This is a genomic window from Antribacter gilvus (genome assembly GCF_003946865.1).
Classification (GTDB): domain Bacteria; phylum Actinomycetota; class Actinomycetes; order Actinomycetales; family Cellulomonadaceae; genus Antribacter; species Antribacter gilvus.
Map to the genome: position 1 here is coordinate 57,779 of NZ_QXTH01000002.1, position 22,580 is coordinate 80,358.

Sequence of the window (22,580 nt, forward strand, 5' to 3'; positions counted from 1 at the left end):
CCTTCCGAGGGTCTTGCTCTGCTCAGGACACGCCGAGCTGAGCGGACAGGACCAGGACCGCGGCACCCGCGAGCACCACGTCCTCGTCCAAGGTCGCCATCCGCAGGTGCAGCCCGGCGTTGATCGCCGGCATGGTCCGCTCGCGGAGGGTCTGCAGCGCCGTCTCCCGCAAGGTGCCGTCGAGCAGGTCGCGCGGACCGCTCAGGAGCACCTCGGAGAGGTTGAGGGCGCTCACGACAGGAGCCAGGGTGACCCCCAGCAGCCTGCCGACCGACGCCAGGGCGGCGTCGGCGGCGTCAGGGTCCTTGTCCGCGACCGCGCGCCGGAGCGCCGGCACGGACAGGACCGTCTCGAGGCAGCCGCTGCGGCCACAGGCGCACAGCTCACCGTCGTCGACGACGGTGACGTGGCCGAGCTCGCCGGCCGCGTCGCCGTGCCCGTGCACGCGCACCCCGTCCGCCACGATGCCTGCGCCGACGCCCTCGCCGATGGTGATGACGATCAGGCCCGAGGACGCTCCCCCGTAGGTGAACTCGCCCAGCGCGGCGGTGTTGGCGTCGTTCGCGACGTGCACGGGAAGACCGAGCCGCTCGCTGAGCAGCGCCGCGAGCGGCACGTCGAACCAGCGACGGTTCGGGGCCTCGACCACGCGGCCGGCCATGTCGATCACGCCGGGCGAGCCGATGCCCACCCCGATGACCGGCTGGCTCGCGGCCGCGACGAGACGGCGCACGAAACGGGTCAGGAGATCGACGAGCTCCTCGCCGGTGCGCCCGTCGATCGCGAGCGAGCGCCGGACCACGACCTGGCCGGTCAGGCTGAGCACCGCGCCGCGCATCTGCGCGTCGTCGGTGAGGTCCACGGCCACGATCTGGTACGAGTCCGTGCGCATCCCCACGAGGATCGCCGGCTTGCCCACACGCTGTCCGGGACGGGTGCCGAGCTCCTCCACGAGGCCCTCGCCGATGAGCACCGACACAAGGTCCGAGATGGTGACCCGCGTGAGCGCCGTCGCGCGCGCGAGGTCTGCCCGCGAGGTGGGGCCCTGGTGGAAGAGGTGTTGAAGAACGAGCGAGCGATTGTGCGCCCGAGCATGCTCGGGAAGCACCTTCGACGTCGCGCGGAGACGGTTGCCGAGGCTCTGCTCGGTGCCGGTACGTCCTGTCGCCGTCGTCATGTTTGTTAGTAGACCTCCTTAACAGAGTGGTGTCTATCACCCGGAAGATCTCGTGACCTAACCGTTATCCGGTGCGTCACGAGCCCCGTCCTCCCTGCCCGCAGAGCGGGCGCACGGTGAATTGCGCGGAGGGTGGACGAACCCGAGCCTGCCTCACCACTGGCGCAGCGTCGCGCCGAGCGTACGCGCGCGTACACGAACGGGTCCGCCCGGACCGGCAGACGCCGGCCCGGGCGGACCCGTCGATCTCAGCTCGGTGTCAGCTGTTGAGGATCTTCTCGATCTCGGTGTCGAGGTCCTTGGCGATGGTCTCGACGTCCTGGCCCGCGGCGATCTTGGTGAACGCGGCCTGCAGGATGCCCGCGGCCTCCACGTCGGCCCACTTCGGCGAGGCCGGGGTCAGACGCGCGGTCTTGGCCGCCTCGACCCCAGCAGCAGCGATCGGGTCGTCCTGGGGAACCTGACCGGCCAGCGACACCTTCGCCGGGATCAGACCCGTCGCGGCGATCATCGTCTGGTACTCGTCCGACAGCATGATCTGCAGAGCCTTGTAAGCCAGCTCCGGGTTCGGCGAGTTCTTCGCCACCGCGATGTTGGACCCACCGGCGAACACCTGAGCAGCGCCACCGTCCTTGCCCGGCAGCGGGAACGCCTTCAGGTCCGACCCATAGGTCGCCAGGCAGCCCGGGACCTCAGCGTCCTCCTCGGCCTTGATCCCCCACTGGATCCACGACGGAGCCGACAGGAACGCGACCTTGCCCTCACAGAACGGCACCTGCAGATCGGTCTCCTGACCGTCCTTCGGCGCGTTCGAGGTGTTGAACGCCTCCTGGATCTGCTCCAGACCCGCCAGACCACCCTCGGACGAGAACCCGGCCTCCCACGTCCCGTCATCCTTGGGCTCGGCGATGAAACCACCGTTCTCCCAGATGAACGGCAGAGCGTTGTACCAGTCCTGACCCGGCCAGTAGATCCCCGACCGGTCAGCCGTCTTCAGCGACGACGCCGTCGCCACGTACTCGTCCAGCGTCGAGGGCACCTCCGTGCCACCCAGCACCTGCTCGGAGTAGAACACCACACGCGAACCCGAGTAGTACGGCAGCGCGTAGTGCACGCCCTCCCAGTCACCAGCCTCGACGAACCCCGGCAGCAGGTCGTCCCCGCCCAGCTCCTCGAACTGCTCGCCCGTGATCTCCGCGAAGTAGCCCGCCGACGTGAACGCCGCAGCCTGCGTGTTACCGATCTCCACCACGTCCGGCGCGTCCGAACCCGACAACGCCGTCGTGTACTTGTCGACCAGACCGTCCCACGCCTGCTCCTCGATCGTCAGCGTCGAACCCGGGTTCTGCTCCTCGAACGTCGACTTCAGGAACGCACGAGCCTCCTCCGGAGTGTCACCACCCACGACCCACACCCGCACATCACCCGTCACCGGACCCTCGGACGCCGGCTCCGCAGAACCACCACACGCCGACAACCCCAACGCCACCACAGCAACCGACGCCACAGCGCCGCCCACACGAATCTTCTTCACGGTCATTCCTTCCGGTTTCGGTCAGCCATCTTCGAGCCACCGCTCGGTCCCGCGAGCACCCCGGTGTGATCGCGGCATCGATGCCGTTTGTTAGTAGACCTCCTTAACAGTGTGGTGTCCATCACCGGTCCGCCCTCGTGATGGAACCGTTACGAATCCGCGGCCGTGCCGCGACCGAACCATGCCCGAGATGCCCGGCGGATCGCGGCCGCCCTTCCCGGCCCAACCTCACAAAGGGATCACAATTCGCGTCCTGAGCCGTTGTGCCGATTCACCCGCTCCTACGCTCGGACCATGACTCGTCCCGCCCCCTCGTCACGCACCGGCCGTCTGGCGACGCGCCTCGCGGCCCTCCTCGCCGGCACGGCGCTCGTGCTCGGTCTCGCCGCGTGCTCCGGGGGAGGCGACGGCGGGGGCAGCTCGGAGGGAGCGGAACCGGCAGCCGACTCCGCCGCGGCCTACGCGCCCTCCGACCTCGGGGGCGCCGCCGCCTCTGCCGAGGGCACCGTCGCCCGGGAGCTCGTCACCACGGGGTCCGCCTCGATCGTGGCGGCCGACCCCGCCCGCACCGCCCAGGACCTCGCACGGATCGTCGAGCAGGCCGGCGGCCGGGTGGAGCAGCGCTCCGAGACGGCCGGTTCCGACGGCGAGCGCGGCAGCGCGTCCATGACGTTGCGCGTCCCGGCCGACCGGGTCACGCCCACGCTCGAGGCGCTCGACTCCCTCGGCGAGGTCAGCCAGGTGTCCATCGAGACGGTCGACGTGACCGGGACGGCACAGGACCTCGACGCCCGCATCGTCGCGCTCACCACCTCCACCGACCGGCTCCGCAAGCTCATGACCGAGGCAGCCTCGACGGACGAGCTGCTCGAGGTCGAGCGCGAGCTCTCCGCCCGGCAGGCGGACCTGGACTCCCTGCGCGCCGAGCGCGACCGGCTGTCCGACGAGGTCGCGATGTCCACCCTCCGCGTCGACATCTTCGCCGACGAGGAGGACGTCATGGTGGCCAACCGCAGCGGCTTCCTCGGCGGCCTCGCCGCGGGCTGGGAGGCGCTGGTGAGCACCTTCCGCGCCCTGCTCCTGGTCCTCGGCGTGCTGCTGCCGTGGCTCGCGGTCGCCGCTCTCGTCTATCTCGTGGTCACGGTCGTGCGGCGGGCGCGGCGGACGCGTCAGGCCCGGTCGGGCGGGTCCGGCGGCCCCACGGCCGAGGGCCCGGCCGGCCCGCAGGGGCCGCCCTCCCACGACGACGGCGGCGCGGAGGCGGACCCGGACGAGGCGGAGACCCGCCCGGCTCCTGCTCCCGTCGGTTAGCTTCCTCACGTGATCGGTAGTTCACACACCGCTGGCCGGCCCGGCGTCAGCCGGTGATCGCCAGCCCGTCGATCTCGACGAGCATCTCCTCGCGCGGCAGGCCCGTGAACACGGTGGTCCGGCCGGGGAGCACCCCGCCCGGGCAGTGCTTCGTCACGAACTCGCCGTAGGCCTCGTTCATCACCGGGAAGTCCTCGCGCCTGGTGAGGTAGACGCGCAGCATCACGACGTCGTCGAAGGTGGCGCCGCCCGCCTCGACGATCGCCCGCACGTTCTCGAGCGTCCGCGTGGTCTGCGCCGCCACGTCGCCCGGGTACAGGTACTCCCCCGTCGCCGGGTCCACCGGGCCCTGGCCCGACACCTGGACGAACGGCCCCTTGCGCACCCCCTGGTGGAACGTGTGCGCGGGGGCGGGTGCGTCCGTGGTCGAGATCGCGGTCTTGGGCGTGGTCATCCGGTGCTCCTTGATCGTGGTGGTCAGAACTCGAGGGTCAGCTGCTCGACGACCTCGTCCCCGTCGACGACGACGGCGCGGCGGTGCTTGTCGAGGGTGGTGCACGGGTGCGAGACGCCGAACCCGATCACGTCGCCGGGTGCGATGCCGTGGCCCTCCCCCGGCTCGACGGCGACGTAGGCGTGCTGGTCGTTGAGCGCGGTGACGCGCGCGGCCGGGCCGTGCGGTGCGCCGAGCCGTCGCGGTGCGCCGAGCCGCCCGGTCTCGTCCGCCGGCCGCACGACCAGCGGCGTCGGCAGGTCGATGTCGAACGACACGTCACGACGCCCTATCCCGCACACCACCAGGCCAGGCTCGGGCACGGACAGCACGGACGCCCACACGGTGATCGCCGGCCGCAGCGCGGGTGCACCGAGTCGGGTCCACGGGTCGGTACGGCGGTAGTGGCCGTGGTCGTGCGTCACGTAGGCGCCCGAGCGCAGCACCACCCGGTGCGGCACGACGGCGCCCCCGGCCCCCTCGAGCGGCCGCGTCAGCTCGCGGACCACGACGTCCGCGAAGGCGCTGCCCCCGGCGCTCAGCACCACGGGACCCTGGACCAGGTCCGCGACACCGGCGCCCGCCTGGCACACTTTTTCGCACCAGTCCGCGACGGCGGCCAGCTCCACCTCGGACGTCCCGCCCGCCACCGGCCCCTCGTAGCCTGCGACGCCGACGAGCCGGAGGCCGGCGTCGTGCACCGCGCGACCGAGGGTCACCGCCTCCGCGACCGAGCGCACGCCCGTGCGGCCCCCCGGCACACCGAGCTCGACGAGCACGCCGAGCCGCGCGACCGCCGTCGACCCCGCGAAGCCCGTCGTCAGAAGGCCGACTCCGCGCGCGGAGTCCACGTAGACCCAGACCTCGTCGGCCTCCTGGCGCTCCAGCACCCCGCGGAGCCACGCGACCTCGCGCGGGTCGACGAGCTCGTTGGCGAGGAACGCACGTCGCCCGCCGCCGGGGAGGCCCCAGCCGACGAGGGTGCGCAGCTGGGCCGGCGTGGCGACGGTGCCGCCCCAGGCACCCGCGGCGAGCTGCCGCTCGAAGACGCCCCGCGCCATGTGGGTCTTCACGTGGGGCGCGTGCTCGACACCCCGGCTCGCGAAGGTGTGCGCGACGGTCGCCACGTTGTGGTCCAGCGCGGACCGGTCGAGGGCCAGCAGCGGCCAGGAGAACCCGGGGCCGTCGATGCGCCCGGCGGCGCCGCGTTTGTTAAGCATGCCGCCTATTGTGCCCGCGCGGTGCGCCGGGCGTCACGTCACGGGTGCGCGTACTCCGGAACGTCCCGGTTGCGGAACGTCACCTCGTCGACGTAGCACCACCACCAGTGCTCACCCGGCTCGAACGAGGAGACCAGGGGGTGCTCGGTCGTGTGGAAGTGCGCGGTCGCGTGCGTGGCCGGCGAGCTGTCGCAGCAGCCCACGTGGCCGCAGGTGCGGCACATGCGCAGGTGGACCCAGGTCCCCCCGTCGCGCAGGCAGTCCTCGCAGCCCTCGGCCGACGGCTCGGCCGCGGCATCGACCCGGTCCAGGTGGGTACAGACGTCGTCCGCCATGCCCGCATCGTACGTCCGGGACCCGCGAGCAGACCTCCGCGCGATCGGCAGTTCGTCGGGTGATCGGCAACCCGGGCTGCCGATCATCCGACGGGCTGCCGGTCAGGCCGGCCGGAGCCCGCCGCCCGGCGTCGCACCGGTGAGCGCGCCGCCGGTCAGCACCGGCACGCCCGCCACCAGGACGTCCTCGATGCCCGACGCCGGGACCCGCGGCGCCTCGTACGTCGCGAGGTCCCGCACCGCGCCGGGGTCGACGAGCACGAGGTCCGCGACCGAGCCGGGCACCAGGCTCCCCCGCCCCGCCAGCCCGAACCGGCGGGCCGCCCGCCCGGACAGGTGCTCGACGGCGTCCCACCACGTCCAGTCTCCGGAGGCCACGTGCGTCGTGAGGAACCGCGGGAACGCGCCCCAGCCGCGGGGATGGGGCCTCCCGCCGAGGTAGATCGCGTCCGAGCCCGCCAGGTGGGCCGGGTGGTTCGCGAGCGCCCGGACGGACTCCGCAGAGTTCGTCGGCGGCTGCTCGAAGACGCAGCTCGCCCGCAGCTCCGTCGACACCAGGACCTCGACCACCGTGTCGGGGGCCGACAGCCCGAGGCGCGTGGCGACGTCGGGCAGCGTGCGGCCCTCCGCCCAGGCGAGGGGACCCGGGACGGAGGCGAAGGTGACGCGGGGCCAGAGGGCCGCGAGGCCTTCGAAGTGGGGGCCGAGCCGGTCGCGGACGGCGGGGTCGCGGAGGGCGGCGACCGTGGCCGCGCGGTCGGCGACGGGGAGCCACGTGGGGAGCGACACCATCGACAGGATCGAGCAGCCGCGCAGGTAGGGGTAGGAGTCGAAGGTGACGTCCAGGCCGTCGGCGCGCGCGTCGTCGACGTAGCCCGCCAGCTCGGTTGCGGGCCCGTGGAAGTGGCTCACGTGGGTGGCGACGCCTGAGGCCCGGGCGACGCGGACCAGCTCCGCGAACGCCGGCCCCGCCTTCTCCTCGTAGCCCCGCATGTGGCTCACGTGCGGCAGGCCACGGGCCGCGGCGACCCGCGCGAGCGCCACCAGCTCCCGCTCGTCCGCGTACGCGGCCGGGACGTACTCGAGGCCGGTCGACAGGCCGCAGGCGCCGTCGTCGAGGGCACGCTCCAGGAGCGCGACCAGGCGGGTCAACTCGTGGTCCGTGGCCGGGCGCTGCGCCGTCCCGAGGACCTGGTGGCGCAGGGTGCCGTGGGGCGCGAGGTAGGCCACGTTGACCGGCGTGGCGCCGTCGTACGTGGCGAGGAGGTCCCGGGCGCTCCCGCCGCGGAAGGTGGGGTGCTCGCCGTCGATCGCCGCGAAGTAGCCCGCGGCCCACGCGTACGTGCTCGCGTCCGACGGCGCGAACGACACCCCGTCCTGCCCCGTCACCACCGTCGTGACGCCCTGGCGGAGCAGGGCGAGCTGCACCTCCGGGTCGAAGACCGCCGCCTCGGCGTGCGTGTGGGCGTCCACGAAGCCCGGCAGGGCGAGGCGCCCCCCGGCGTCGAGGACGCCGCCCGACGCCGCCCGCTCGCCTTCCCGGGGCGAGGCGCCGCCGGCGCGGGTCACCAGGGCGACCCTGCCGCCCACCACATGGAGGTCGACCAGGCCCGAGAGGCTGCCGTCGGGCTGCGGCAGGCGGACGCCGCGGACGAGGACGGCGCTCATCGGCGCTCCGCGGCGGGGGTCGGGTCGGGCGCGGGGTCGCCGTCGGACACCGCCGCGGCGGGCCGGGACGTGGGCGCATCGTTCTCCGCGCCGCCCTCGGGGCGCCAGCCGCCCAGGCCCGCCCAGCCGCCCTGGGCGGTCTCGGCGGCGAGGTCGCGGGGGTACCCGGCCACGCCGGGCCGGGTCTGCCAGGGGTGCGGGCCCGCAAGAGGGCGGTACTCCACGCCGTAGGCGTCGAGGCGCGGGAGGTGGTGCTGCTCGAGGCGCGCCAGGAACTCGCGGGACGTCGCGGACCCGGGCGACCGGTCCGCCGTCGGCGACCAGACAGCCTCCGCGAACGCGGCCAGGCGGGGGAAGGTCGCGTAGTCGACGCGGCGGGCGCTGTCGAGGTGCTCGGTCCAGACCTGCGCCTGCGCCCCGAGCAGCCGCCCCTCCCGCTCCTGCCCCTGCGCTGTGGGTACACGCATGGTCGCCTCCTGGCCGTCTGAGGCGGCCATGCGCGCACCCACAGCGAGAGCGGGCGGCAGAGGGTCGAACGCGTACACGTCCTCGACGGTGCGGACGAAGCCGACGGGGATCGGCTCGTCCGGGTGCTCGCCCGCACGGTGGTCGAGGTAGGTCACCTGCTCGGGGGCCATGACGACGTCGTGCCCCGCCGCGAGCGCCGCCGCGCCCTGCGCCCAGCCGCGCCAGGACGTGACGACCACGTCGCGCGGGAGCTGCGGGCCGAAGGCCTCGTCCCAGACCACCGCGCGGCGGCCCAGGCTCGTGAGGTGCTCGGCGAGGCGGGCGACGAACCAGCCGTGGAGCTGGGCCACGTCGGGCTCGCCGTCCGGGCTGGTGAGGCCGAGGGCACCGGCGTGGGCACGGACGCGCGGGTCGGCGCTCCAGCGCGTCGTCGGGACCTCGTCGCCGCCGAGGGCGACGAACGGGGAGTCGAACACGTCGGCGACCTCGTCGAGCACCTCGCGGAAGAAGGCCAGCGACTCCTCGGACGGGTCGAGCACGTCCTCGCTGATGCCCCAGGTGGTGCGTACCGGGCGCGGCTCCTTGCGGGTGCCGAGGAACGGGTAGGCGGCGATGGCCGCCTCGACGTGGCCGGGGACGTCGATCTCGGGCACCACGGTGATCCCCCGGTCGCGGGCGTAGGCCACGACCTCGCGGAGGTCGTCCTGCGTGTAGAAGCCTCCGTGCGGGCGACCGTCCGGGCTTCCCGCGCGCCAGGTGCCCACGGTGGACTGCGTGCGCCAGCCGCCCACCTCGGTCAGCCGGGGGTGGCGGACGGACTGGAAGCGCCAGCCCTGGTCGTCGGTGAGGTGGAGCTGGAGGACGTTCAGGCGGTGGGCGGCGGCGAGGTCGACGAAGCGGAGCACGTCGGCCTTCGGGAGGAAGTGGCGGGCCACGTCGAGGAGGACGCCGCGCCAGGTGAAGCGGGGATGGTCCTCGATGGCCACGGCGGGGAGGGTGAGGTGGGTGGCGGTCGCTGCGCGGCGGAACGCGGCCGGCCCGGCGAGCTGGCGCAGCGTCTGTGCGGCGGCGTGGGCGCCGGCGAGGTCGGCGGCCTCGATGACGACGGCGCGCTCGGGCGTGTGATCGGTAGTTCGTCGCATGATCGGCAGTTCGAACTGCCGATCATGCGACGAACTACCGATCACGTGGGCGGGGTCTTCCGGCGCACGGCTCACGATGAGGCGGTAGCCGCCGTCGGGCAGAGCGCCTGGCTGCGCGAGGGCAAAGGTGACGTGGGCGCGCGGGCCGGGCGAGGCGGCGTCAGGCAGCGGGTCGAGGCTCAGGTCGAGGCCGAAGGCCTCCTCGGTGACGCGGCGCCACCAGCGGGCGGCGGGCCGGAGGGCAGGATCAGTGACGACGCGGGCGCCGTCGGGGAGCACGACGTGGTCGTCACCCCAGGCCAGCGATGTCGGGGCGGGGACGAGGCCGGGGCGGGACGACACGAGGTGCACCCTAACGCGGTGGGACAGGTTGGTACAGGCTCCTTACGTTCCGCCCCCCGGCGCCGGGCCGGCAGGTGCGAGCCGCCTCCTCTGACGTCTCCCGCGAGAATGGCGCGGCGGCGCGGCCACTCCATAGGGCAGGATTCGCTCCGTGATGCTCACGATCACCACCACGATGCCGACGGCGACCGACCTGGGGTACCTGCTGCACAAGCACCCCGGCCGGGTTCAGTCGTTCGACGTCTCGGTGGGAACCGCCCACGTCTTCTACCCGGAGGCCACCGACCAGCGCACCACCGCCGCGCTGCTCCTGGAGGTCGACCCGGTCGCGCTCGTGCGCGACCGCAAGGGACCCTCCGGGGAGGGCTTCGCCCTGGGCCAGTACGTGAACGACCGCCCGTACGCCGCCTCGAGCATGCTCGGCGTCGCGATGAAGGACGTGTTTCGCACGGCACTCGCCGGGACCTGCACCGCTCGCCCCGAGCTCGCTGCGACGGCGATCCCGCTGGAGGTGCGGGTGCCTGCGCTCCCAGCGCAGGGCGACGCCGTCGTGCGGATGCTGTTCGAACCCCTCGGCTGGTCCGTCTCCACAGAGTCCGTCCCGCTCGACCCGACCGTGCCCGCCTGGGGCGACTCCCGCTACCTCGACGTCACGCTCACCGGCGAGCTGCGCCTCGCGGACGCGCTCAACCACCTGTACGTGCTCCTCCCGGTTCTTGACGGGTCCAAGCACTACTGGGTCAGCACCGACGAGGTGGACAAGCTCGTCCGCGCGGGCGAGGGCTGGCTCGGGACGCACCCGGAGAAGGCCTTCATCGCCCGGCGCTATCTCGCGCACCAGCGCGAGCTGACGCGGAGCGCGCTCGCGCGCCTCGCCGAGGTGGACGACGCGGTGCCCGAGGCCCTCGACAACGCGCTCGAGCCAGGCGCCATCGAGGTCGAGGCGACGGCGCCCGAGATGCCCGACCGTCCCATCCCGCTCCATGAGCTCCGTCGGGGGGCGGTGCTCGCCGCGCTCCGCGCCTCCGGCGCCCGCACGGTGGCCGACCTGGGCTGCGGAGAGGGCGTCCTCGTACGCGACCTGCTCGCCGACCGGCAGTTCGAGTCGGTGGTCGCCACCGACGTTTCCGCGCGAGCCCTGCAGTACCTCGCCCGCAAGCTGCGCCTCGACCGCATGCCGGAGCATCAGCGCGCCCGGCTGCAGGTCTTCCAGTCGTCTGTGACGTACCGGGACGACCGGCTCGCGGGTCTCGACGCGGCCGTGCTCATGGAGGTGATCGAGCACATCGACCCTCCGCGGCTGCCGGCCGTCGAGCGTGCCGTGCTCGGGCACGCGGCGCCGGGGACCGTGGTCGTGACCACGCCGAACGTGGAGCACAACGTGCGGTTCGAAACTCTCCCGGAGGGGACGCGCCGGCACCGCGACCACCGCTTCGAATGGACGCGGGCCGAGTTCCAGGCCTGGGCCACGGCCGCGGCCGCGCTCTACGGGTACACGGTCCGGTTCCTCCCCGTCGGCACGGACGACCCCGAGGTGGGCCCGCCGACCCAGATGGCGATCTTCGACAAGGTGGTGACGGCATGACGTCGCGCGAGCTCACGGTTCCCGCACTGAGCCTCGTGGTGCTCGTGGGGGTGAGCGGGTCGGGCAAGTCCACGTTCGCCCGCACGCACTTCCGGTCCACCGAGGTTCTCTCGTCCGACTACTTCCGCGGCCTCGTGGCGGACGACGAGAACGACCAGGCGGCGTCGGGCGACGCCTTCGACGTGCTGCACTACGTCGCCGGGAAGCGGCTCGCTGCCGGCCGGCTCACCGTCGTCGACGCCACGAACGTGCAGCCCGGTTCGCGCAAGGCGCTCGTCGAGCTCGCCAAGCAGCACGACGTGCTGCCCGTCGCCATCGTGCTCGACGTCCCCGAGGCCGTGTGCGTGGCACGGAACGCCACACGGCCCGATCGCGACTTCGGCGCGCACGTGGTCCGGCGCCAGCGTGACCAGATGCGGCGCGGCCTGCGCAACCTCCAGCGCGAGGGCTTCCGCACCGTGCACGTGCTGCGTGGCGAGGAGGACGTGGCGGCGGCGACGATCACCCGCACGCGGCTCTTCAACGACCTCCGCGACGAGACCGGCCCGTTCGACGTGATCGGCGACGTCCACGGCTGCCGCGCCGAGCTCGAGACGCTGCTCGCCCGCCTCGGCTACGAGCTGCGGCGCGACGAGCTGGGCCGAGCCGTCGGTGCCCACCACCCGGACGGGCGACGTGCGGTGCTGCTCGGCGACCTCGTCGACCGCGGGCCGGACACACCGGGCGTGCTGCGGCTCGCCATGGGCATGGTGGCCGACGGCGACGCCCTCTGCGTCCCGGGCAACCACGAGAACAAGCTGCTGCGGGCCCTGCGCGGCCGCAACGTCCAGGTGACGCACGGGCTGGCGGAGTCCCTCGCCCAGCTCGCCGACGAGCTCGAGCTGCGCGAGCAGCTCGTACCGTTCCTCGACGGCCTCGTGAGCCACTACGTGCTCGACGGCGGGCGCCTCGTCGTCTCCCACGCCGGCGTCGTCGAGAAGTACCAGGGCCGCGCGTCGGCTCGCGTCCGCGACTTCTGCCTCTACGGGCAGACCACCGGCGAGACGGACGAGTACGGCCTGCCCGTGCGCTACCCGTGGGCGGAGGAGTACCGCGGATCGGCGATGGTCCTGTACGGGCACACGCCGACGCCCGAGCCTGAGTGGATCAACAACACGATGTGCCTCGACACAGGGTGCGTCTTCGGCGGGAGCCTCACCGCCCTGCGGTACCCGGAGAAGGAGCTCGTCCAGGTCCCGGCTGAGCGGGTGTACTACGAGCCCGCCCGGCCTTTCCCCGTGGCGCAGCCTGACGACGGCGTGCGCGGCCACGGCGTGGCGGGCACCATCGGCAGCGGTCCCGCGCGCCGTGACCCGGAGGTCCTCGATCTCACGGACGTGCTCGGCACGCGGGTGGTCGAGACCGCCTACCAGCGGCGCATCAGCGTGCGCGAGGAGAACGCAGCGGCGGCCCTCGAGGTGATGAGCCGCTTCGCGACAGACCCTCGGTGGCTCATGTACCTGCCGCCGACGATGGCGCCCGTGGCCACGTCGGCTCGCCCGGACGTCCTGGAGCACCCGGAGCAGGCCTTCGAGTCCTACCGGGCCGACGGCGTGGACCGAGTGGTCTGCGAGGAGAAGCACATGGGGTCGCGCGCGGTGGTGCTCGTGTGCCGCGACCTGGACGCCGCCCGTGCGCGGTTCGGCGCGCCGGGCGAGGCCCTCGGCGCCGTGTGGACCCGCACCGGTCGGCCGTTCTTCGATGCGCCACTCACCGCGGCGCTGGTCGAGCGCGTGCGCGACGCTGCCGAGAAGTCCGGACTGTTCGACGAGCTGGGGTCGTCCTGGCTCCTCCTCGACGCCGAGCTGCTCCCCTGGTCGGCGAAGGCCGAACAGCTGCTCCGGGACCAGTACGCCGCCGTCGGCGCTGCCGCCCGCGCGTCGCTGCCCGTCGCGGTCGAGGCGCTCGAAAGGGCGGAGGCCTCTGGGCTCGACGTCTCGGCGCTGCTCGCCCGGACCCGGGCGCGGTCTGCGAACGCCGACGCCTTCAGCGAGGCGTACCGCCGCTACTGCTGGGAGACCGACGGTCTGGACGGCGTGCGCCTCGCGCCGTTCCAGGTGCTCGCGTCCGAGGGCAGCGCCCACCACACGCGTCCCCACGACTGGCACCTCGGCCTGGCCGACCGGCTCGTCGAGGCCGACCCCGGCACGTTCGCACCCACTCGCCGACTCGCCGTCGACACCACGGATCCGACCTCCGTGGCCGCGGGCGTGGCGTGGTGGGAGGAGCTGACCGCGGCAGGCGGAGAGGGCATGGTGGTCAAGCCGGCTGTCAACCTCGTGCGGGGCAGGCGCGGGCTCGTCCAGCCCGGGCTCAAGGTGCGCGGGCGGGAGTACCTCCGGATCATCTACGGCCCTGACTACACCGAGCCGGCCAACCTGGAGCGGCTGCGCAAGCGCGGGCTGGGGCACAAGCGCTCGATGGCTCTGCGCGAGTACGCCCTCGGGCTCGAGGCGCTGGACCGGGTCGCCCGTGGCGAGCCGCTGTGGCGCGTCCACGAGTGCGTCTTCGCGGTCCTGGCGCTGGAGTCGGAGCCGGTGGACCCGAGGTTGTGAGGGCGGGTTCAGCCCCGTGTGATCGGCCCCCGGCACGCAGAAGGCCCCGCCCGGTCTCCCGGGCGGGGCCTTCTCACAGGGGTGGAGCTGCGGGGAATCGAACCCCGGTCCGGTGGCGCTTTTCCAGGACTTCTCCGGGCGCAGTCTGCTAGGAGATTTCTCGGCCCCCGCGCTCGCGCAGACACTTCGCGGTCGGGCCCAGTCACCTTAGAGTCCCCGCAGCCCCGATGACGAGGACTGCGAGCAGTGGCTCTCTAAATGACGCCGGCTACCAGGGCGAGAGCATCCCTGGGCCGACGGACTTCGAAGCCTCGCTCAGGCGGCGAGTGCGAAGTCGTTGCGCGTGTTATCGGCAACTATTGGTTTACAGACATCGTTTGCGAGATAAGTCTGCATCCTCGGCCCGCTTCTCCTCGAAGCACGACCACCGTCGAAACCGATCAGCCCCTGTGTTGTTGTCAACGCCGGTCCGCGAACGTCCCGACGTGTCCATCGTAGTAGGTCAACAGGCTCGACCGCCACGATATTTCCGTCACACGGTCAACGCAGCTCCTTGGAGCGGATCGCCCGCTGCGCCTCGCGCATGTCCTGCTGCTCGCGGAGGGTCTGCCGCTTGTCGTACTCCTTCTTGCCTCGCGCGAGCGCGATCTCCACCTTGGCGTGGCCGTCGAGGAAGTACAGCGACAGCGGGATCAGGGTGTGCCCCTTCTCCCGGGCCTTGTGCTCCAGGCGCTGGATCTCCTCGCGGTGCAGCAGCAGCTTGCGCCGGCGCCGCGGTGCGTGGTTGTTCCAGGTCCCCTGGAAGTACTCGGGGATGTGCACGTTCTCGAGCCACGCCTCGCCCCGGTCGATGGACGCGTACCCGTCGATCAGGGACGCGCGCCCCATGCGCAGGGCCTTGACCTCCGTGCCCGACAGGACGATCCCGGCCTCGAACACGTCCTCGATCACGTAGTCATGACGCGCCTTCTTGTTGTTCGCCACGATCTTGCGAGGATCGTCCTTCTTGGCCATGGTCTCCCTCCGGGTCCTCGCGTCGCCCGACGGCGGACGCGACCTCCCAGCATACGCGCGCCTCCGCACGAGGCCAGGGAATTCGCCGTGGGCGTCACCCCTGGAGCGCGCCGTCACCCCGGGGGCGCGCCCGAGGGCGACGCGGCCGCCGTCGGGCCGACGACCGGTGACACCACGCTCGGTGCCACCTCCTCCACGGGCGTGCCACCGTACCGGGCGAAGGCCGCCGCGCCGATCACGACCAGGCTGCACACATAGACGACGGTCCCCCGCCAGCGCGTGCTCATGACAGGCTCAGCTCCTCGTGGTGCACCGCGTCCCGGCTCAGCCGGAGAGTGTGGCAGGACTCCAGGACGGTACGGACGAGGCCTGGCGGGCCGCACACGAACACCTCGCGGGTGGCCACGTCCGGGACCAGGAACCGCAACCATCGGGGCGCCAGCGGGTCGTGCCCGAGGGCCGAGCGCCGCCCGACCAGCGGCACGTACCGCAGCTCTGGCACGGGCCTCAGCTCCCCGGCGAGCGCCAGGTCGTCGTCGGTGCGCGCCCGGTGCAGCACGACGACGTCGCGGCCCTCCCGGACGAAGTCCTCTGCCAGGGCACGGATCGGCCCCACACCGGCCCCACCCGCGATGAGCAGCACCCGCGGCGAGCGTGCGCGGGCCGACGTGAACCGGCCGAAGGGACCCTCCAGGAGCACCCGGGTCCCCGGGCGGAGAGCCCGTACGGCGGTGGAGTGGTCGCCGAGCGCGCCCACCGTGAACCGCAGCAAGCCGTCACCAGCCAGGGCCGACACCGAGTAGGGATGAGCGGAGACGAGGTGCCCGCGCGCGAGGAACCGCACCAGGAAGAACTGACCTCCGCGCGCGCCGAGGTCGTCGAGGTCCCGCCCGCGTACCCAGACGCTCGTCGCCGTGGGCGACTCCGGCACGACCGCCTCCACCCGGAACACGTGGGTCCGGAGCCGCCAGAGCGGCAGGACGACGCGCCAGGTGACGAGCGCGGCCGCCGTCGCGCAGTACAGGCCGATCCACAGGGCACGCGCCGCGGGCGACGAGGCGAAGTGGCTGCCGTGCGGGAGCTGATGGCCGAAGGTGAGGAAGATGCCCACGTAGAGCGTGAGGTGCACGGCGAGCCAGACCTCGTAGGACAGGAGCCTGCGGATCAGGCGCGCGCTCGCCAGCCCGGCGGCGACGAACAAGGCGGTCCCGGCCCACGCCTCGACCAGCTCGGGCTGCGTCGCCAGCTGGAGGGGTACCTCCGCCCACACCGAGACCCGGTCGACGATCGCGCCCCCGACGATCGCGAGCAGCGCATGGGCGACCACGAGCAGCACCACCGTCGTCCCGAGGCGGCGGTGCCAGGCCACGAGGCGGTCCAGGCCGACCGCGCGTTCGAACCAGGGCGCCCGGGAGACGAGCAGGAGCAGCACGCAGACGAGGTAGGAGGCCAGAAGGCCGGCCAGCCTGCCCCCGCCGGCGAGCACCGGGCCGGGGCCTGTGCCCGCCGGGGATCCCTCGTACCAGAAGAGCGCCACGGCGGCGCCTCCCGCGAGGACGAGGATCCGGAGCGCGACGGCCGACGCCGGGCGGCGGCCCCGCACGGGGGCGGACGCCTTCCCGAGGTCGACCCTGGGGGTCATCGTGGCGGCGCTCATGGCCCGTCGGTCCTGTGCATACCGCGGACGATAGCCACGCCGGGCGACACGCCCGGAAGCCTGCTAAATGATTCAGGTGGCTCGGTGACCTGTTCGTTATGGCAGGTAACGCATGGGGTCGGTGGTGCTGCCGTCGACGTACACCTCGAAGTGGAGGTGGCACGCGGTGGAGGTCCCCGTGGTGCCCGAGTAGCCCACCACCTGGCCGGCGGAGACCTGCTGCCCCGACGACACCGCGAACGCCGACAGGTGGTTGTAGCTCGACATCACGTTGTGCCCGCCGGTCCAGCCGTGGTTGATCAGCACCTGGTTGCCGAGCCCGGCCAGGGTGCGCGAGTACACCACCGTGCCGCTCTGCGCGGCCAGGATCGGCGTACCGCAGTAGGCACGGAAGTCCGTTCCTGCGTGCAGGCGCCAGTAGCCCAGCACCGGGTGGAACCGCATCCCGTAGGACGAGGTGACGACGGGGTTCGCCGTCGGGTAGCGGAGGAAGGCGCTGCTCGGGGCGGGGGCGGCCGGGGCCGGGGCCCCTCCCCCTTGGGCGGCGGCCGCGGCCCGCTGGCGCGTGGCCTCCGCGGCGGCCGCCTCGGCGGCCCGACGGCGCTCCTCCTCGAGCCGGCGGTCGCGTTCCGACTGCTCGGCGATGATCCGCTTCAGGTCCGCCTCTATGGCCGCCACCTCGGCGGCGTTCGCGTCGATCTCCTCGATGGCCGCCTGCTTGCGGGCCTCGATCGTCGCCTTGAGCTGCTTCTGCTCGGCGATCAGCCGCTCGATCTCGGCCTTGCGAGCCGCGGCCGCGTCGGTCGCCGCCTGCTTGGCCAGCACGTTCTCGTCGGCCAGGCGCTTGAGCTCGGTGATGGTCTCGCGGACCGCGACGAGCCGGGCCTGGAGGTTGCGGGCGATGGCCTCCGCGTCCTGGAGCTCGGCGAGGGTGCGGGCCTGGCTCCGCGCCGCCGACGACGTCACGGCGTACCCGTCCACGAACTCCTCGGTGGACTGCGCTCCCGTGACGAGGCCGAGCGCGTTGGCGTCCCCGCTCCCGCGGAACTCCTCGCGGGCCATCTGCGCGATGTCGGCCCGCGCCTCCTCGACCTTGCCCGCCCCGTCCTCGATCTGCCGGGTGACTGCCGCCTCCTCGAGCTGGGCGTCGGCCAGCCGCTGCGCGAGCACCGCCGCCTCGCGCTCGGCGCGCTCCAGCTCCGCCTCGGCGGCGGCCAGCTCGGCCTCCGCGACGGGCAGCCTGCCCTCGACGGTGTTGAGGTCCAGCACCGCCTGCGCCAGCTCGGCGTCGGTGTGCTCGAGCTCCGACTCGAGGGTCTCGCGCTCCGCCTGCTTCGCGCGCTGCTGGGCCTCGGCCGCGGCCCGGCGGTCGTCGATGTCGTCCGCGCCGGCCGACGTGGCCCCGCCGAGGACGAGGACGACCGACAGGAGCGTCGCCGACAGGCGACCGGGCAGCGAGCGGGCGGGGTGAGTACGCATCGTCGGCATCAGACTCTCGTGTAGCGGTTCTGCGTGAAGAAGGACGACACCACCGCCAGGGCCGCGGCCATGGCGACCAGGAGCGGCGCGATCGCCAGGACGTCCAGCTCGGAGACGTACGCCACCCAGTTCACCGACTGTTCCAGCCAGTCGGACACCAGGAAGCGCACCGCCAGCCAGAGGCCCACCACCGCCAGCACGGAGCCCGCCACCGCCGCCAGGGCGCCCTCCAGGAGGAACGGCAGCTGGACCAGGAGGTTGGAGGCGCCCACGAAGCGCATGATCTCCGTCTCCTTGCGGCGGGAGATCGCCGACAACCGGATGGTGGTGGTGATGAGCAGCACGGCGGCGAGGAGCATGACCACGGCGAGGCCCGCGGCCAGCAGCGTCGCCACGTTGAGCGTGCGGAACAGGGGCTCGAAGACGGCACGCTGGTCGTTGACCATCTCCACGCCGTCCCGGCCGGAGAGGACGTCGCTCACCACGCCGTACTGCTCGGCGTCCGTGAGGTTGAGACGCAGCGACGCCTGCATGTCGTCGACGGTGAGCTGCGTGCCCTGGTACCCGTCCGGGTAGCGCTCCTGGAACTCGGCGAACGCGTCGTCCTTGGACTCGAAGAAGACCTGCTGCACCTCGTCGGACAGCTCGGTGTCGATCACGTGGCGCACCGCGTCGATCTGGTCCTGCGTGGCCTCCCCCGCGGCGCAGGTGGGCGCCATCGAGCCCGTGGGGCAGAGGAAGACCGAGACCTCCACGAGGTCGTACCAGTCGTCCTTGAGCTTGCCGATCTGCGCCTGCAGCAGCGCCGCCGAACCGACGAACGTCAAGGACACGAACGTCACCAGGATGACGGCGATCACCATGGTGGTGTTGCGCCGCAGGCCGTGGAGGACCTCGCTCAGGACAAGCTGGAAACGCACGCTCAGGCCTCCCCGAAGGCAGGTCGCGGCTCGACGTGCGCCGCCGCCCGGACCTCGGCGCTCCCGACGGGCCGGAGCACGCGGGTGCCCGCTCCGGGCGCGTCCAGGACGGGCGAGCGGCCCACGTCCGGCAGGATCGCCTCCCGCTCGCCGTAGACGCCGCGCGCCTCGTCGCGCACCACGACGCCGGTCGACAGCTCGACGACACGCTTGCGCATCTCGTTCACGATCTCGTCGTCGTGCGTCGCCATGACCACGGTGGTGCCCGTGCGGTTGATGCGGTCGAGCAGGCGCATGATGCCGAGGGAGGTGGTCGGGTCGAGGTTCCCGGTGGGCTCGTCGGCCAGGAGGATCTGGGGCCGGTTCACGATGGCCCGCGCGATCGCGGCGCGCTGCTGCTCACCCCCGGAGAGCTCGGTGGGCATGCGCTTCTCCTTGCCGCCCAGGCCCACCATGTCCAGGACCTCCGGGACGGTGTCCCGGATGACGTGGCGCGGCTTGCCGATGACCTGGAGCGCGAACGCCACGTTCTCGTAGACCGTCTTGTTCTGCAGGAGCCGGAAGTCCTGGAAGACGACGCCCAGCTGGCGACGGAGCGTCGGCACCCGCCAGCTCGACAGCGCGGCGACGTCCCGGCCGGCCACGTACACGTGGCCCCGGGTGGGGCGCGCCTCCCGGAGGACGAGCTTGAGGAAGGTCGACTTCCCCGAGCCCGAGGCACCCACGAGAAAGACGAACTCTCCCCGTTCGACGTCGACGGACACGTCGTCGAGGGCCGGACGCGCACCGCGCGTATAGACCATCGACACGTTCTCGAACCGGATCACGAGCACTCCCTGGGACGAACTGGCGTCCCGAGAGTAGGCACGGGTGAAGTTCTCCGGGCGCGCAGACACGCCGGAAAACCACGTTGTCGGAAATCGGCAGGATGAGGCCCTTGGTGGGGCTTGTCCTACTCGACCGGGGCCGACCGGCGCCAGCGGATGCCGGCCTCGATGAAGTCGTCGATGGCGCCGTCGAACACCGCGCTCGGGTTGCCCGACTCGTGCTCCGTGCGCAGGTCCTTGACCATCTGGTACGGCTGCAGCACGTAGGAACGCATCTGGTCGCCCCAGCTCGCCTTGATGTCGCCCGCGAGCTCCTTCTTCTTCGCCGCCTCCTCCTGCTGGCGGACCAGCAGCAGGCGGGACTGGAGCACGCGCAGCGCGGCCGCGCGGTTCTGGATCTGCGACTTCTCGTTCTGCATCGACACGACGATTCCGGTCGGGATGTGCGTCATGCGCACCGCGGAGTCCGTCGTGTTGACGGACTGGCCGCCTGGCCCGGACGAGCGGAACACGTCCACCTTGATCTCCGACTCCGGGATCTCGACGGAGTCGGTCTGCTCGATGAGCGGGATCACCTCGACCGCGGCGAACGACGTCTGCCGGCGACCCTGGTTGTCGAACGGCGAGATACGCACCAGCCGGTGGGTGCCCGCCTCGACGGACAGGTTCCCGAACGCGTAGGGCGCCTTCACCTCGAAGGTGGCGGACTTGAGGCCCGCCTCCTCGGCGTACGACGTGTCGAGCACGGTCGTGGGGTACCCGTGCCGCTCGGCCCAGCGCAGGTACATGCGCATGAGCATCTCGGCGAAGTCCGCGGCGTCGACACCGCCCGCACCGGAGCGGATCGTCACGACGGCCTCACGGGCGTCGTACTCCCCGTTGAGGAGGGTGCGGATCTCCAGCGCGTCGAGGTCCTTGCGGATGCCGACGAGCTCGCCCTCGGCCTCGGCCAGCGTGTCGGCGTCGTCCATCTCGACCGCCATCTCGACGAGCGTCTCGAGGTCGTCGATGCGGGCGCCCAGCTTGGCGACGCGGTCCAGCTCCGCCTGCGTGACGGAGAGCGCCGAGGTGATCTTCTGCGCGGCCTCCGGGTCGTCCCACAGGTCGGGGACCGACGCCTGCTCCGTGAGCTGGGCGACCTTGGCGCGCAGCACCCCCGGGTCGCTCACCGACTCGATGGACTCGAGGGTGGAGCGGAGCGCCTTGATCTCGGCGGAGAAGTCGATGGTTGCCACAAGGTTCTAGGTTACCCGCCCGGTCGGGGCGAGGTGGCCTCGGGTACGTCTCACCAGGCGCGGGCAGTCGACGTCGCGCTCAGCGGGATGCCGCCCCCGTACAGGCCGGTGAACCAGCGGAGGAGCGGCGGGCGCGCCACCGCGGCGAGCGTGACCCGGGCAGAGCGCCCGTCCGGCGACGACGCCTCGACCACGACAAGCCCGTCCGGGGCCGACGGCGGCCGCTCGGCGAGGGCCGCCCGGACAGCAGCGCGCACGTCTGCGTCCGACAGGGTGAGGACCGCACCGTCCTGCGGCGTCGCGGTCCCGCCCGCGTAGAACGTCTCCGAGGGCATGGCCTGCGCCGCGTCGGCGGCCAGGAGGTCGGCGAGATCGTAGAGACGCTTGCGGTCGAGGTGCACGGCGGTCGCCGAGACGACCACGGCCGCGAGCGCCAGGGCGAACGCGGTGAAGGCCGCGGTCAGCAGGAGGATCCGGCCGGACTCGGGGCCGGGTGGCTCGTGGCTCATGGCCGCGCCGCCGCGTAGCGGTCCACGACGCCCACGTGCGCCGACTCCACGGGCACGCTCAGCGGCACCCAGGCCCGGACGGCGGGCGGCACGAGCGGCAGCGGTACCTCCAGCCGGACGAGCGCCGCCACGTCGCCGCCCGGGGTGAGGCACGTGGGAGCCGAGCACTGGAGCGTGAGGTGCGCTCCGGCGTCGGGCACGGGGAAGCCCTGGTCGGTGAGGGCGAGGGCCACCGCGGCCTCCGCCCGTGCCGCGCCCTCGGCGCTGGTCTCCGCCGTGACCATCGCGCGAACGGCCTCGCGGGCGGCGCCCTCGACGGCGAAGGCTGCCGCCTGGACGCGTCCGGCCGTGAGCACCAGGTAGACGAGAGGAACGAGCAGGACGAGCGCGACGCCGAGGAACTCGACCGACGCGTTGCCGCGGTCGGCGAGCGGGCCGTTCACACCGAGCGGGCCGTTCATACCGGGCCGGCCGCCCATGGCGGGCCGGCCGTTCACGGCGCCTCGTCGAGGGCGTGACCCCGGACCGTCAACGAGCCGCTCGGCCCCAGGAGCCCGACGACCGGGAGCGGCGCCACCACCGTCACCTCCACGACGGGCAGCCCGTCGCGCGTGACGGAGCGGGCCGTCACCTCTTCGGCGAAGTCGCCGGACAGGGCGGCGGCGATCAGGGCGCGGGTGCGCGCGACGCCGTCGTCGAGATCCCGGTCCGCACGTCCGGCGAGGCGTGCGCCCTCGGCCGCGGCGTCGGTGGTGAGAGAGCGGACGTGAACCGCCAGCGCGACCTGGACCACGCCCAGCAGGAGGGCCAGGACCAGGGCGGAGACCATGACGAACTCCGCGATCGCGGACCCGGCGTCCTCGACGGGTGTGGTCCTCACCCGGTGACCGAGGCGATGGCCTGCCGGAAGGCCCCCTCGAGGAGCGGCCCGGCGATTGCCCAGAGCGCGACGACAAGTCCTGCTGTCATGAGGGTCACCAGGACCCAGCCGGGAACGTCGCCCCGCTCGGGGTCGTCGCCGGGGACTCGCGGTGCGGCCACCTGCCGGTGCTGCTGGGGCATGGTCATCC

General features: G+C 72.8%; 21 protein-coding genes and 1 other RNA gene. 3 read left to right on the top strand and 19 right to left on the bottom strand.

What is annotated here, in order from left to right; genetic code table 11:
• Window positions 1-22: 22 nt before the first annotated feature.
• On the bottom strand, window positions 23-1,177 hold the full coding sequence (locus D1350_RS03820) for an ROK family transcriptional regulator (protein WP_125774102.1): 1,155 nt from the start codon (window positions 1,175-1,177) through the stop codon (window positions 23-25).
• 259 nt (window positions 1,178-1,436) lie between these two features.
• Window positions 1,437-2,711 carry an extracellular solute-binding protein gene (locus D1350_RS03825; RefSeq protein ID WP_240643863.1) on the bottom strand — a complete coding sequence of 425 codons (1,275 nt, stop codon included), beginning with the start codon at window positions 2,709-2,711 and terminating at the stop codon, window positions 1,437-1,439.
• Window positions 2,712-3,005: 294 nt separating this feature from the next.
• On the opposite strand from D1350_RS03825, the gene D1350_RS03830 reads away from it, so the two are divergent.
• The gene (locus tag D1350_RS03830; RefSeq protein ID WP_125774104.1) at window positions 3,006-4,022 is read left to right on the top strand and encodes a DUF4349 domain-containing protein; all 1,017 of its coding nucleotides are present in this window, start codon (window positions 3,006-3,008) and stop codon (window positions 4,020-4,022) included.
• Between the two features lie 46 nt (window positions 4,023-4,068).
• On the opposite strand, the gene D1350_RS03835 is transcribed toward D1350_RS03830, so the two are convergent.
• From D1350_RS03835 to D1350_RS03855, 5 genes are all read right to left on the bottom strand, one after another.
• Window positions 4,069-4,476 (bottom strand): RidA family protein, encoded by a 408-nt coding sequence (locus D1350_RS03835; RefSeq protein ID WP_125774106.1) that lies wholly within the window; start codon window positions 4,474-4,476, stop codon window positions 4,069-4,071.
• Between the two features lie 23 nt (window positions 4,477-4,499).
• Window positions 4,500-5,735 (bottom strand): type III PLP-dependent enzyme domain-containing protein, encoded by a 1,236-nt coding sequence (locus tag D1350_RS03840; RefSeq protein ID WP_125774108.1) that lies wholly within the window; start codon window positions 5,733-5,735, stop codon window positions 4,500-4,502.
• 38 nt (window positions 5,736-5,773) lie between these two features.
• A complete protein-coding gene (locus D1350_RS03845) occupies window positions 5,774-6,070 on the bottom strand; it encodes a UBP-type zinc finger domain-containing protein (RefSeq protein WP_125774110.1) in 297 nt (98 codons plus the stop codon).
• A 102-nt stretch (window positions 6,071-6,172) separates the two neighbouring features.
• The gene (locus D1350_RS03850) at window positions 6,173-7,738 is read right to left on the bottom strand and encodes an N-acyl-D-amino-acid deacylase family protein (protein WP_125774112.1); all 1,566 of its coding nucleotides are present in this window, start codon (window positions 7,736-7,738) and stop codon (window positions 6,173-6,175) included.
• A complete protein-coding gene (locus D1350_RS03855; protein ID WP_240643864.1) occupies window positions 7,735-9,690 on the bottom strand; it encodes a beta-N-acetylhexosaminidase in 1,956 nt (651 codons plus the stop codon). Before D1350_RS03855 ends, D1350_RS03850 begins: the two co-directional genes overlap by 4 nt.
• 154 nt (window positions 9,691-9,844) lie before the next feature.
• Between D1350_RS03855 and D1350_RS03860 the strand changes: the two genes are divergently transcribed.
• On the top strand, window positions 9,845-11,275 hold the full coding sequence (locus D1350_RS03860) for a 3' terminal RNA ribose 2'-O-methyltransferase Hen1 (protein ID WP_240643900.1): 1,431 nt from the start codon (window positions 9,845-9,847) through the stop codon (window positions 11,273-11,275).
• Window positions 11,272-13,869, top strand: coding sequence for a polynucleotide kinase-phosphatase (locus D1350_RS03865; RefSeq protein WP_125774116.1), 2,598 nt, complete (start codon window positions 11,272-11,274; stop codon window positions 13,867-13,869). Before D1350_RS03860 ends, D1350_RS03865 begins: the two co-directional genes overlap by 4 nt.
• 79 nt (window positions 13,870-13,948) lie before the next feature.
• Here the strand turns inward: D1350_RS03865 and ssrA are convergent.
• From ssrA to D1350_RS03920, 12 genes are all read right to left on the bottom strand, one after another.
• Window positions 13,949-14,317: a transfer-messenger RNA gene (gene ssrA, locus D1350_RS03870) on the bottom strand.
• A 92-nt stretch (window positions 14,318-14,409) separates the two neighbouring features.
• Window positions 14,410-14,883, bottom strand: a complete 474-nt coding sequence (gene smpB, locus D1350_RS03875; protein WP_125774118.1) for an SsrA-binding protein SmpB — start codon at window positions 14,881-14,883, stop codon at window positions 14,410-14,412.
• A 113-nt stretch (window positions 14,884-14,996) separates the two neighbouring features.
• A complete protein-coding gene (locus D1350_RS23560) occupies window positions 14,997-15,170 on the bottom strand; it encodes a hypothetical protein (RefSeq protein WP_164545016.1) in 174 nt (57 codons plus the stop codon).
• Window positions 15,167-16,540 carry a ferredoxin reductase family protein gene (locus tag D1350_RS03880; protein WP_125774120.1) on the bottom strand — a complete coding sequence of 458 codons (1,374 nt, stop codon included), beginning with the start codon at window positions 16,538-16,540 and terminating at the stop codon, window positions 15,167-15,169. The genes D1350_RS23560 and D1350_RS03880 overlap by 4 nt, the downstream gene beginning before the upstream one ends.
• A gap of 96 nt (window positions 16,541-16,636) precedes the next feature.
• Entirely contained in the window at window positions 16,637-18,019 is a 1,383-nt protein-coding gene (locus tag D1350_RS24705) for a peptidoglycan DD-metalloendopeptidase family protein (protein WP_276313703.1), read from the bottom strand.
• An 8-nt stretch (window positions 18,020-18,027) separates the two neighbouring features.
• Complete coding sequence (gene ftsX, locus D1350_RS03890; RefSeq protein WP_125774124.1) at window positions 18,028-18,939, bottom strand: permease-like cell division protein FtsX; 912 nt, start codon at window positions 18,937-18,939, stop codon at window positions 18,028-18,030.
• Window positions 18,940-18,941: 2 nt separating this feature from the next.
• The gene (gene ftsE / locus D1350_RS03895) at window positions 18,942-19,766 is read right to left on the bottom strand and encodes a cell division ATP-binding protein FtsE (RefSeq protein WP_125774126.1); all 825 of its coding nucleotides are present in this window, start codon (window positions 19,764-19,766) and stop codon (window positions 18,942-18,944) included.
• 125 nt (window positions 19,767-19,891) lie between these two features.
• Window positions 19,892-21,001 (bottom strand): peptide chain release factor 2, encoded by a 1,110-nt coding sequence (prfB, locus tag D1350_RS03900; RefSeq protein ID WP_125774128.1) that lies wholly within the window; start codon window positions 20,999-21,001, stop codon window positions 19,892-19,894.
• Window positions 21,002-21,051: 50 nt separating this feature from the next.
• On the bottom strand, window positions 21,052-21,510 hold the full coding sequence (locus tag D1350_RS03905) for a hypothetical protein (protein WP_125774130.1): 459 nt from the start codon (window positions 21,508-21,510) through the stop codon (window positions 21,052-21,054).
• Window positions 21,507-22,007, bottom strand: coding sequence for a pilus assembly protein (locus D1350_RS03910; RefSeq protein ID WP_338068131.1), 501 nt, complete (start codon window positions 22,005-22,007; stop codon window positions 21,507-21,509). The genes D1350_RS03905 and D1350_RS03910 overlap by 4 nt, the downstream gene beginning before the upstream one ends.
• Window positions 22,004-22,390, bottom strand: coding sequence for a TadE/TadG family type IV pilus assembly protein (locus D1350_RS03915; protein ID WP_276313704.1), 387 nt, complete (start codon window positions 22,388-22,390; stop codon window positions 22,004-22,006). Before D1350_RS03915 ends, D1350_RS03910 begins: the two co-directional genes overlap by 4 nt.
• Window positions 22,387-22,572: a hypothetical protein gene (locus D1350_RS03920; RefSeq protein WP_206074415.1), complete on the bottom strand. Its 186-nt coding sequence runs from the start codon at window positions 22,570-22,572 to the stop codon at window positions 22,387-22,389. Before D1350_RS03920 ends, D1350_RS03915 begins: the two co-directional genes overlap by 4 nt.
• Between the last annotated feature and the right edge of the window lie 8 nt (window positions 22,573-22,580).